Here is an 11,332-nt window from a genome sequence, read left to right on the forward strand (position 1 = left end):
CCCGTGGCGGCCGCGATGTGCGCCTCCCGTCTGGTCGTCGGCGTCCACTACCCGACGGACGTGGCCGCGGGCGCCCTCCTCGGCGCGGCGACGGCGGGCCTGGGCCGCCGCTGGCTGGGGGCGGGGATCGGCGGCGAACGCCGTGACTGAGCGCGGCACCGTGGCCGCCCTGCTCGACTCGCCCGTGGTCGTACGGGGGCGGGAACCAGCCGGAGCGCGCCGGGCGTTGGACGTACCGCTCGGGCTGCTGCGGACCGCGCGGCCCCGGCAGTGGGTCAAGAACGTCCTCGTCGTCGCCGCTCCCGTCGCCGCCGGCCAGCTCGTCTCCTGGCACACCGCGGCCCGACTCGCCCTGGTCTTCGTCCTGTTCACGGCGGCCGCCTCCGCCGTCTATCTGGTCAACGACGCCCGTGACGCCGCCGCCGACCGCGCCCACCCCGTCAAGTGCCGTCGCCCCGTGGCCGCCGGGCTCGTCCCGGTGCCCCTCGCCTACGCCACCGGAACCCTGCTGGGGCTGGGGGCCGCTGCGGCGAGCGCGGTCCTGTGCAACCCCATGACCGCCGCGCTCCTCGTCACGTACCTCGCCATGCAGTTCGCGTACTGCGTCCGGCTCAAGCACGTCCTCGTCGTCGACCTCGCCGTCGTCACCACCGGCTTCCTGATGCGGGCGATGATCGGCGGCGTCGCGCTCGCGATCCCGCTCTCCCGCTGGTTCCTCATCACCACCGGCTTCGGCGCGCTCTTCATGGTCGCCGCCAAGCGGTACTCCGAAGCCGTCGAGATGGACGGCGCGCAGGGGGCGACCCGCGCGCTGCTCACCCAGTACACCACCGGATATCTGCGTTTCGTCTGGCAGTTGGCGGCCGGCGTCGCCGTCCTCGGCTACTGCCTGTGGGCGCTGGAGAGCGGCGGCGTCGCGCAGGGGGCCCTGCTCCCCTGGCGCCAGCTCTCGGTGATCGCCTTCATCCTCGCCGTACTGCGCTACGCCGTCTTCGCCGACCGGGGCACGGCCGGCGCCCCCGAGGACGTCGTCCTGCGCGACCGGCCGCTCGCGGTCATCGGCCTGGTGTGGGCGGCGATGTACGGGATGGCGGTCACGGACCTGTGAGGCGCACGTGAGGCGCGAACTCGCCGGGTTCGCGGCCGCGGGCCTCGCCGCCTACGCCGTCGACCTGGCTCTGTTCCTGACGCTGCGCGGACCCGGCGGCCTCGACCCGATCGCCGCCAAGGCGCTCTCCTTCCTCGGCGCCTGCACCGTCGCCTACCTGGGCAACGCTCTCGGGACGTACCGCCGCGGAGCCGTCGGGCTGCGCGAGTACGCCGTCTTCTTCACCGTCAACGTCGCCGGCGCCGCCGTCCAACTGCTCTGCCTCGGCCTCTCCCACTACGGCCTCGGCCTCACCTCCGCCCGCGCCGACACGGTGTCAGGGCTCGGGATCGGCATGGTCCTCGCCACCTGTCTGCGATTCTGGGGCACCCGGGCGCTCGTCTTCCGGTCACGTGGTGGATCGACGGGTAGGCGGACGACATGGACTGGCTGACCAAACTCCCCGTCATCGGCCCCTGGGCCTCCCGGCTCATGCGGACGCACGCCTGGCGCTCGTACGAGACCCTCGACGAGGCTCACTGGACCCGGCTCGCCGCCGCCGTCACCTTCATCAGCTTCCTCGCCCTCTTCCCGCTGATCACCGTCGGCGCGGCGATCGGCGCCGCGCTGCTCAGCCGGGAGCAGCTCGACAGGATCGAGGCGAAGATCTCCGAACAGGTCCCCGGCATCTCCGACCAGCTGAACATCGACGCGCTGGTCGACAACGCGGGCACGGTCGGTCTCGTGGCCGGCGCGCTGCTGCTCTTCACCGGCATCGGCTGGGTCGGCTCGATGCGGGACTGCCTGCGCGCGGTGTGGGGGATCGACGACGAGGACGAGGGCAACCCCGTCGTACGCAAGGGCAAGGACGCGATCGTGCTGCTCGGCCTCGGCGGGGTCGGGCTCTGCTCGCTCGCCGCGTCCTGGCTCGGCTCCACCGCCATCGGCTGGAGCGCCGACCAGATCGGGATCTCCGACCGCGGGGCCGGCGGCATCCTGCTCCAGGCCGCGGCCGTCGCCATCGCCGCGGTCGCCGACTTCCTCATCCTGCTGTACGTGCTGACGCTGCTGCCCGGCGTCCAGCCGCCGCGCCGCCGCCTCATGGTGTCGGCCGTGATCGGCGCGATCGGCTTCGAACTGCTGAAGCTGCTCCTCGGCGGCTATATGAAGGGCGTCGCGGGGAAGTCGATGTACGGCGCGTTCGGTGTCCCCGTGGCGCTGCTGCTGTGGATCAACTTCACGGCGAAGCTGCTGCTCTTCTGCGCGGCCTGGACCGCCACCGGATCCGGCGGTCTCACTCGTCGCCGTCGACGCGCGGACGGCGACGGACCAGCTCCGGAAGCGGCCAGCGCCGGTTGACGAGGAAGGCCGCGCCGGCGAGCAGCACGAGGACTCCGCCGACCACGGCGAGGGCGATCCCGGCCCCACTGGCCCTCTCGTGGGTCACGGCGCTCTCGACCACCGTGGCCGGCGCGTCCTTGCCGGGGGCGGGGGCCGAGCCTCCGCTCGCGGCGCCCGGGCTCGTACGGGCCGACTTCGGCGGGACCAGTTCGCCGACCGGGGCCACCTTGCCGTGCGCGGCGAAGCCCCAGTCGAGGAGCCGGGCGGCCTCCTTGTAGACCGCGTGCTGTTCCTTGGAGGACGGGTTCATCACCGTCACGAGCAGCACTTTGCCGTTGCGCTCCGCAACGCCGGTGAAGGTGGAGCCGGCGTGCGTGGTGTTGCCGTTCTTGACGCCCGCCATCCCCTGGTACGGGGCGATGCCCAGGGCGCCGGTCAGCAGGCGGTTGGTGTTCTGGATCTCGAAGGTCTCGCGCTGCTTGCCTGGCTTCAGCTCGCCGGGGAACTTCGCGCGGGCCGTGGAGCTGTACTCCCTGAAGTCCGCCTTCTGCATGCCGCTGCGGGCGATGAGGGTGAGGTCGTACGCGGAGGAGACCTGGCCCGGGGCGTCGTAGCCGTCCGGCGAGACCACGTGGGTGTCGAGCGCCTGGAGTTCGGCGGCGTGGTCGTTCATGTCCTGCACGGTCTGCGGGATGCCGTTGTTCATCGCGGACAGGACGCGTACGGCATCGTTGCCGGAGCGAAGGAAGACACCGAGCCAGAGGTCGTGGACGGTGTAGGTCTGCTTCTCCTTGACGCCGACCAGGCTGGAGCCCGCGCCGAGGCCCTCCAGGTCCTTGGGGACGACGGTGTGGTTCGCCGTCCTCGGGAACTTCGGCAGGAGCGTGTCCGCGAAGAGCATCTTGAGCGTGGAGGCGGGGGCCAGGCGCCAGTGGGAGTTGTGCGCGGCCAGCACGGCGCCCGACTCCGCGTCCGCGACGATCCAGGAACGGCCGGTCAGCTCCTTGGGCAGCACCGGGGCGCCCGGGCCGAGCTGGACCTGGGTGCCGGGCCGGCCGAGCAGGGTGCCTCCGACGGTGGACATCGCGGCGGGCGGCTTGGGCTGCTGGTCCTCCTTGTCGGCGTAGGCCGGTGAGGCGACGACGAGAGGGAGCAGCGCGGCAGCGGTGACCGCCCAAGCGGTCTTGTTCGAAGCAGGCACGATCGAGAACGTACAGGTACGGATCAGATAAACGCACCCCGCCAGGCGGTTCCCCCGCGGCCGTCCACCCGGACGCGGGGCGCGAGGGGACGGACGGTGATACTGGGGACATGAAGCTCAGCCGGCCCGTCTCCTGGTTCCTGCTCGCCTTCGGGGCGTGGAGCTGGTTCATCTGGTTTATTTCCATAAGTAAATAACCGGTAGAGCTTCAACGGCAGAAAAGAGCAGGTGAGAGACCTTGACCCCCTTCGTTTCGCCCGTGGGCGCCCAGCATCTGGACACGGTGCGGGTGGCCGTCTACGCCCGGCAGTCCAAGGCGCGCCCCGACTCCTCCGAGGCGTCGCCGGAGGCGCAGGTGGCAGCCGGCGAGGCGCTGGCGGCGAGCCGGGGGTGGGAGGTGATTCACACGTTCAAAGACGTCGGTCGGTCCGGTTGGGATCCAAAGGCCGTGCGCCCGGGTTTCGAGGACCTGATGTCCGCCGTGCGCGCGGGCGAGGTGGACGTGGTGGTGGTCAACGAACTGTCCCGGCTGACCCGCAAGGGCGCCCATGACGCGCTGGAGATCGACAAGGTGTTCAAGAAGTACGGAGTCCGCTTCGTCTCCGTCCTCGAACCGTTCCTCGACACCTCGAACCCGATCGGCGTCGCGATCTTCGCGCTCATCGCAGCCCTCGCGAAGCAGGACAGCGACATCAAGGCGGAGCGCCTGCGCGGGGCCAAGGACGAGATCAAGGCGGTCGGCGGCCGGCACTCCAGCTCGGCCCCGTACGGCATGCGGGCGGTCCGGGAGAAGATCGGCAACCTGGTCGTGTCCGTCCTCGAGCCGGACGCCGACAACCCTGATCACGTCGCGATCGTCGAGCGCATGGCGGAGATGTCGTTCGCCGGAATCTCCGACAACAAGATCGCGACGACACTGGAGACGGAAGACGTACCGGCGCCGGGGGAGGCAGAACGGCGCGCCACCGAGAAGCGGATTCAGTCCATCAAGAACCGGCGCGTGTCGAAGGAGGACAGCCCCATCAGATGGCGCGCCCAGACGGTCCGCTGGATCCTCTCCCACCCGGCCGTCGGAGGCTTCGCGAGCGAACGCGTGAAGCGGGGGACGGCGTACGTGAACGTCATCGCCCGGGACGAGGGCGGGGCGCCCCTGACACCTCACCGAGGCGTCATCGAGGGTGCCAAGTGGCTGGAACTCCAGGAGAAGCGGAGCAAGCGCACCAAGACCAACAGGCAGCCCGGCGGAGATGCGACGCCCACGCTCCTGAGCGGTTGGCGCTTCGCAACGTGCGGCATCTGCATGGGCGCCCTGGGACAGAGCAAGAACAACGGCGGACAGGATTACTACATGTGCGCCAACCCCAAGGGGCACGGCGGACTGAGCATCAAGCGCAAGGACGCCGACGACTATGTGGCCCACTGCGTGTGGGCGCGCCTTGCCGCTGCGGACATTGACGACGACGAGGACAGGGAATGGCTGGCGGAGGCGGCACTTCGATTCGCACTTCAGCGCGACCTGTCTGGTGTCCAGGAGGAGAGGCTCGAGACGGCGGCGCACCTCGAACACGTCCGCAACTCCATCGCCGAACTTCAGGCCGACCGCAAGGCGGGGCTCTACCGAGGGCGCGACGAACTGGCCATGTGGCGCGCGACGATGACGCAGTACCGAACCTTCGAGGACCAGTGCACGGCCAGGTTGGAAGAACTGGACAAGCAGACGACGGCGGCGATTCAGGTTCCCTCGGACTGGTTCGAACCGGGCGAGGATCCCTTGGGCCCTGGTTCCCCTTGGGCGGTGTGGGACGTGTTCAAGCGTCGCGAGTTCCTTGACCTCTTCCTCTCCGGTGTCTCCGTCGGCCCCGGCCGGGACCCGGAGACCCGGAAGTACATCCCGGTCGAGGACCGGGTAACGCTCCATTGGCGTCACCTTGAGTCCGATGAGGACCACGAGGACGACGAAGAGACGCTAGCCGCCCTCTGACGCCCCTTCCGCAGCCCCGGCAGTCCCTCGCGGACCGCCGGGGCTTTGCTGTGCCCGCAGCGGGGCCGACCAGCGGGCGGAGCCATGACGGTATGACGGTTCAGACTGTTTTTCGTATGCACAAGAAAAAAATAAGGAGAAAACCAAACCATCCGTCGAAACGCCATCCCGTCATGGCTTGGCCGACGCGGGAATCTGTTGGCCGCCATAACAACGTGAGGGCCGAAGTGCCTCTCAGTCCTGCACTTGCTGGGGTTCCGGGAATCTGCTGATCCCTATAGGGCAGCGAAGGCGCGTGGGTGGCGGCTATGTGCAGCAGGGGCACCTGGGAATGTGCTGGTCCCTACAAGTCAATAGCACCCCGCCGACACGGACTCGGCGGCAGTAGGTGCCGTCATCGATAGCAGTCAGGGAAGGTAGGCGTCCATGTTCAGCAGCCTAGGCGCGGCCTCTGACAGTGGGCTGTCTTGAACCGACGTTGTCGCCCCGGCCCCCTTGCGCTGATGTGTTCCAGGGGCAAGGCTCGTGCACACCCGTGCAACCGACTCGCTAAGGGTTGTCCCGTAACTGCTGGTCACGGGTGAGATGATCTTGGTGTGGCTGGTGTGCTCACGGCGTCGGAGCCGTCTTGGATAGTCCCGTTCAGCGGGCTGAGCCCACGGCAGTTCGGCAAGCCCATCAGCGCCTTGCGGCGCGAGGGGGCGGATCCGGTCCGCAAGGGCCGGCCGTGGAGCCTGCCGCTGGAGGACCGGGTCCTGCTGGTCGCCGCGTACTGGCGGACGAACCTGACACTGCGACAACTCGCCCCGCTGTTCGGCATCTCGAAGTCGGCCGCTGATCGCATCATCGACCATCTCGGGCCAGCGCTCGCCCTCCAGCCCCGCAAGCGGTTCCGCAAGGACACCGTGCTGATCGTGGACGGCACCCTCGTCCCCACGCGTGACCACACGATCTCCGAGCAGTCGAAGAACTACAGGTACTCGACCAACCACCAGGTCGTCATCGACGCCGACACCCGGCTCGTTGTCGCGGTCGGCCGACCCCTGCCCGGCAACCGGAACGACTGCAAGGCGTGGGAGCTGTCCGGCGCCAAGGCCGCAGTCGGCGAGACGACGGTGATCGCGGACGGCGGCTATCGGGGCACCGGCCTGGTCATCCCGCACCGCCGCGAACGCGGCCAGTCCAAAACTCCCGGCCTGGAAAGAGGAACACAACACCTCCCACCGCAAGGTCCGCGCCCGCGTCGAGCACGCCTTCGCCCGCATGAAGAGCTGGAAGATCCTCCGCGACTGCCGTCTGAAGGGCGACGGCGTCCATCACGCCATGCTCGGCATCGCCCGCCTGCACAACCTCACCCTCGCCGGGTGACGAGGGAAACAGACAGGCCATCCGCCACGCGAAAGATCATTTACGGGACAGCCCTTAGGAGAGTGCCCAATGGCCCTAAAGTTCCTGGGGATTTGGCCCAACACCCCGGATGACGGCTCGCCCACGATCTGGCTGGACGATACGACCGGTGACCTCATCATCCAGTCATGGAAGGCTGACGAGGAGACGATCCGGCAGGCGCAGGAAGTCGGCTCGGTGCCGGGTCACTCGACGGACGTTCCGGACCACGAGACCGTGATCCGGCTCCCTGCGAACATGCTCCAGTTCATTCCCCGTCCGGACAGTGAGGACAACGGTGGCAACAGCGGTACGTGAATGCCTCGGCAAGGCGCAGCGCTCGGCCATGCACCTTGAGATGCGGGACAGCTACATGCGGGACGACCCGGAGTTCATCCGCTGGCAAGAAGGGCACCGGTACGACCCGGCAGACCGCGAGTCGTGGTGGCGGTCGTGGTTGGACGTGGTGGCCGAGACGACCGGGCGGGGTGTCGTCATGCGCCGTCTCCGGGTGGTCTCGGAGCCGCTGAGCGACTACGTCCGGTACGAGTACGACGGCACCTTTACGAACGTGGCGGCCGGCGAGGACGTCCGTTGGCTGCCTCGCTCGCGGGCGCGTGATCTGCTGCTTCCTGCGCTGGACGGGTGGGTCATGGATGAGGAAACCGTGATCCTCCACCACTTCAGCGGGGAGGGGCAGTGGACCGGTCCGCGTATGGAAGTCGTGCACGATCCGGCGTTGGCCGCGCAGTACGTCAGCGCGTATGAGGCAGCGTGGGAGCGCGCGATTCCTCACGCGGAGTACCGGCCCGCCTGATCACGCCCATGGCTGTCTCTTTTTCATCTTCCAGTGCCCAGCAGGCCCGGCAGGCTCTTGCGAAACGTCTCGCGCAGGAAGCGCGCTTGCCGCTGTATCAACGGACCCGCCGTTTCCGGTCCTACTCGTCGTGGCTCGTGCCCGGCATGATCCAGACGCAGCCGTACACCACGGCAGCGCTCCAAGCGATCCAGCGACGGCGCGGCCTGGTGGACGATGTGGCCGACGCCGTAGCCACTCGCATGGAACGTCAGCGGGTGCTGTACGAAGGCGATCGGCGGTTCGCGTTCCTGGTTGAAGAGTCCGTGTTGCGGGCCGGAATCGGCGGCGCCGAGGTCATGTCCGGGCAGCTTGGTCACCTGATCTCGGTTGCCTCACTTCCCAACGTCAGCTTGGGAGTTGTGCCCATGCGGCCCGATCGGGAGCGCTGGCCGGCTGAGGGGTTCTGGATCTACGACACGACCCAAGTCAACGTCGAATTGATCTCCGGCTACCTCAAGATCACGCAGCCCAGCGAGGTGACCATGTACGCCGAGACGTTCGCCGAACTGGCGGCGCTGGCTGTCTATGGGGCCGCCGCTCGTGTGCTGATCACATCGGCGCTGGATGCTCTCGGATAACTCGCGTGCAACCTCATGCAATCGCCTGGGAGTTGGAGTTCCTCTCCCTAGCTTGGTGGCCGTCGGACCACGTGAGGGGACACCAGCGATGGCGAGTACGACCACAGACACGGACGCCCGCAGGGACGAGTACGCGACGTACGCGCCCGAGGGAGTGACCTGCCCCGAGTGCAACGAGCCGGTCGGGGTGCTTGAGCCCTGCCGCCGGGGATCGGTGGAACGGCAGTCGGGACCCCCCGCCGTGGTCTACCGGCACAGCAAGTGTGCCAAGCCGTACAGGCGTGTCGGGTGACCCCTGTGCGGCTCCAGAGGCGTCTTGCGCGGCCATATACCGGCCCCCGGAGCTGGTGAGCCTCCTCGACAGCCCTGACAGCCCGTACAGGGTCTCTCCCGAAGGCTGGTGGAAGGAGTACGGCGGAGCCCAAGATTCCCGATCCGGGGTCGTGTACTTCCCGCCGGGCACCACGCTGCCGAAGTTCCCCGGCGGGGACGAGTAGCCCCAGGACTCCCCGAGCCGCTTTCCGCGATTCAGGCCGGTGCGCTGGGCTGCACCATGCCCGTCCGGTGGGCCCCTGCTAGGTACGTGAGTTCACCGGGCGGGTTCCACAAGATCCGTACGTAACCAAGAGAGGGAACGCCATGGGATGGGGAACGGGTAAGGGCGGCGGCGGAGGCAACGGGCAGCACTCCGGGGGGAAGGACCCGGGCACGTCCAAGCCGTCGTCCGACACTGCCAAGCCGAAGGACCCGCCGAAGCACAAGAAGGAAGACTGACGCAGGTGACGACACCGAAATTCGCCGCGTCCGAGCGAATCGCCCTGCGCGGTCTGCTCGGCGCGGTGAACGACGACATGGACGCGCCAGTGACGCCCGAGTGGGAGCGTGCGGCATGGAATGTTCCCCGGTCCGCGTTCGTCCCCGAGCGCATCTTTCTGGGTGATGGCCTGGAGCCGTGCAACCGGGCGGACGCCCCGGAAACGTGGCTTCGTGCGGTCTACGCCAACGATTCCGTCGTGACGCAGATCAACGACGGCGAGGACCCCGACGACGGCGAGCGGTGGGCGTCATCGTCCGCGAGCGCCCCGAGCATTGTGTTCCGGATGCTGCACATGCTCGACGTGCACGAGGGACACAGGGTCCTCGAGATCGGCACCGGCACCGGGTGGAACGCGGGTCTCCTGGCCCATGTCGCCGGCCCGGGGAACGTGACGACCGTGGAAGTCGACCCCGCGTTGGCGGGGGAAGCCGAGGAACGTCTGCGAAGTGAAGGCGTCAGCGCTGCCGTGGTGACGGGGGACGGGGCCGAGGGGTACACGGACAACGCGCCGTATGACCGGCTCGTAGCGACGTGCTCCGTGCGGTCCGTCCCGCGTCCGTGGGTCGACCAGGTGAAGCCCGGGGGCGTCATCCTCACCCCGTGGGAAAGCCCGTGGGTCTGCTACGGGCTGCTCCGCATGACCGTGGACGACAGCGGAAGCGCGTCGGGCCCGTTCTCGCCGCACTCCGCGTTCATGCTCATGAGGAACCAGCGCACAGACCTACGGATCTTCCGTGACGTGGTGCGCGACGACCACCAGCCCGACGAGTCGACCACCAACCTTCCGCCGTGGCGGGTAGCCGGTGACGACCTGGCCGCGCAGTTCGCCATGGGGCTACAGCTCCGAGACGTGTGGTGGACGTGTCACGACAACCCCGACGTGGAAGGGGTCGCATCCCGGCTGTGGGTCGCCACGACCGACGCCACGTCGTGGGCTGCCGTGGACTGGGACGGGAAGTCGGACGACCGGTTCACCGTGTGGCAGCACGGCCCGCGCCGACTGTGGAACGAAGTGGAAGCCGCGCACGCCTGGTGGCTGCTGCACGACCGCCCCGGCCCGGAGCGGTTCGGCCTGACGGTGACCGCAACGGGCGAGTCCGCGTGGCTGGACAAGCCCGATCAGCACGTCCCCTGACCGGGCTGAACCGCAAGACCGCCCCGCCTGTGCGCCGTACCCCGTAGCGCATGGGCGGGGTTTCTACTTGCCCGCGTTCGCTCGTACGCCCCTCAGTCCGATCACGCCGACCGCCGTCCCTAGGATGAACGACGTCACGGCAAGGGTGAGATGGACCCAGAAGTAGGCGGTCGGGTCGCCCGCGTCGTCGAAGGCAAGTCCGCTCGCGTCCTTGTACAGGTTCCGGGCGAAGGTGATCCAGATCATCCAAGACCAGACACCGAACGCGAGCAGGAACCAGGACGTGCGACGGCTGAGCTTCACGGGATGCCCTTCCGGGGGTAGGCGGGTCGGTCCTGCCAGTATCCGACCCATGCCCCCGGGCTCGGGTGCTGGGGTCTGTACGCTAATGGTTAGCTGTATCTGGATCACGCCTTCGTCAAGAACCTCTGGAACGACGCGAGCGGTCTCGCCTTCGACGACGCGGGCGACCCGACGGCCTACTTCTGGGTTCATCTGCTGCTCGCCATCACGTCCTTTGTCCTGGGGACGGTGGTCGGCGTGATCGGGTTGCGTGGCGTGCGCGCATTGAGACGCGAACGCGGACGCGGATAGGGGTTGGGGCGCGTGCTCGTCTTCCTGCTGGTGCTCATCGTGGTCCTCGCCCTGCTGGGCGGGGTCCACTGGTACGTGTGGCGGCGCCTGGTGCGCGATGTGACGGCGCGGGGAAGCGTGGCACGCCGACTGGGCACGGTGGCGGCGTTCGCGCTGCCGCTGCTGTCGCTCGCCGCCCTGGTCTCCTCCCGCGCCGGAGCGCCGTTCTGGCTCCAGCGGACCGTGGCCTGGCCCGGCTACCTCTGGCTGGCGCTGCTGCTGTACGTGACGCTGGCGCTGGTCGTCGGCGAGGCGGTGCGACCGCTGCTGCGCCGGTGGCTGGAGAGCCGGGCGGCGACGGCCGACGCCGGCAC

10 protein-coding genes and 4 pseudogenes are annotated in these 11,332 nt (G+C 68.7%); 12 read left to right on the forward strand and 2 right to left on the reverse strand.

The window, feature by feature from the left end:
* From J7E93_RS34435 to J7E93_RS34450, 4 genes are all read left to right on the forward strand, one after another.
* Window positions 1-150: phosphatase PAP2 family protein (locus J7E93_RS34435; RefSeq protein WP_215073986.1), on the forward strand; the 150-nt coding region annotated here is incomplete at its 5' end.
* Between the two features lie 34 nt (window positions 151-184).
* On the forward strand, window positions 185-1,108 hold the full coding sequence (locus J7E93_RS34440; RefSeq protein WP_308368899.1) for a decaprenyl-phosphate phosphoribosyltransferase: 924 nt from the start codon (window positions 185-187) through the stop codon (window positions 1,106-1,108).
* 7 nt (window positions 1,109-1,115) lie between these two features.
* A complete protein-coding gene (locus tag J7E93_RS34445) occupies window positions 1,116-1,541 on the forward strand; it encodes a GtrA family protein (RefSeq protein ID WP_215073981.1) in 426 nt (141 codons plus the stop codon).
* Window positions 1,529-2,446, forward strand: a complete 918-nt coding sequence (locus tag J7E93_RS34450) for a YihY/virulence factor BrkB family protein (RefSeq protein ID WP_215073982.1) — start codon at window positions 1,529-1,531, stop codon at window positions 2,444-2,446. Before J7E93_RS34445 ends, J7E93_RS34450 begins: the two co-directional genes overlap by 13 nt.
* Here J7E93_RS34450 and J7E93_RS34455 read toward each other — a convergent pair.
* On the reverse strand, window positions 2,382-3,629 hold the full coding sequence (locus J7E93_RS34455; RefSeq protein ID WP_215073983.1) for a D-alanyl-D-alanine carboxypeptidase family protein: 1,248 nt from the start codon (window positions 3,627-3,629) through the stop codon (window positions 2,382-2,384). The two genes, J7E93_RS34450 and J7E93_RS34455, sit on opposite strands and share 65 nt — an antisense overlap.
* Window positions 3,630-3,867: 238 nt before the next feature.
* Between J7E93_RS34455 and J7E93_RS34465 the strand changes: the two genes are divergently transcribed.
* The 6 genes and pseudogenes from J7E93_RS34465 to J7E93_RS34490 all read left to right on the forward strand — a co-directional run bounded on the left by J7E93_RS34465 (window position 3,868) and on the right by J7E93_RS34490 (window position 10,385).
* On the forward strand, window positions 3,868-5,610 hold the full coding sequence (locus J7E93_RS34465; protein WP_215073984.1) for a recombinase family protein: 1,743 nt from the start codon (window positions 3,868-3,870) through the stop codon (window positions 5,608-5,610).
* A gap of 596 nt (window positions 5,611-6,206) precedes the next feature.
* Window positions 6,207-6,978: pseudogene (locus J7E93_RS34470) on the forward strand (transposase).
* Window positions 6,979-7,047: 69 nt separating this feature from the next.
* A complete protein-coding gene (locus J7E93_RS34475; protein WP_069743205.1) occupies window positions 7,048-7,314 on the forward strand; it encodes a hypothetical protein in 267 nt (88 codons plus the stop codon).
* A complete protein-coding gene (locus tag J7E93_RS34480; protein WP_374105471.1) occupies window positions 7,295-7,813 on the forward strand; it encodes a DUF6879 family protein in 519 nt (172 codons plus the stop codon). Before J7E93_RS34475 ends, J7E93_RS34480 begins: the two co-directional genes overlap by 20 nt.
* Before the next feature lie 65 nt (window positions 7,814-7,878).
* Window positions 7,879-8,433 (forward strand): annotated as a pseudogene (locus J7E93_RS34485) (DUF5753 domain-containing protein); the annotation flags it as partial.
* Between the two features lie 779 nt (window positions 8,434-9,212).
* On the forward strand, window positions 9,213-10,385 hold the full coding sequence (locus tag J7E93_RS34490; protein WP_308368898.1) for a methyltransferase domain-containing protein: 1,173 nt from the start codon (window positions 9,213-9,215) through the stop codon (window positions 10,383-10,385).
* A gap of 63 nt (window positions 10,386-10,448) precedes the next feature.
* On the opposite strand, the gene J7E93_RS34495 is transcribed toward J7E93_RS34490, so the two are convergent.
* Window positions 10,449-10,688, reverse strand: coding sequence for an SCO4848 family membrane protein (locus J7E93_RS34495; RefSeq protein WP_215073985.1), 240 nt, complete (start codon window positions 10,686-10,688; stop codon window positions 10,449-10,451).
* An 85-nt stretch (window positions 10,689-10,773) separates the two neighbouring features.
* Between J7E93_RS34495 and J7E93_RS37625 the strand changes: the two are divergent.
* Window positions 10,774-10,979: pseudogene (locus J7E93_RS37625) on the forward strand (SCO4848 family membrane protein).
* Between the two features lie 12 nt (window positions 10,980-10,991).
* A pseudogene (locus tag J7E93_RS34500) lies at window positions 10,992-11,332 on the forward strand (metallophosphoesterase); the annotation flags it as partial.

It is taken from the genome of Streptomyces sp. ISL-36 (genome assembly GCF_018614205.1).
GTDB lineage: Bacteria > Actinomycetota > Actinomycetes > Streptomycetales > Streptomycetaceae > Streptomyces.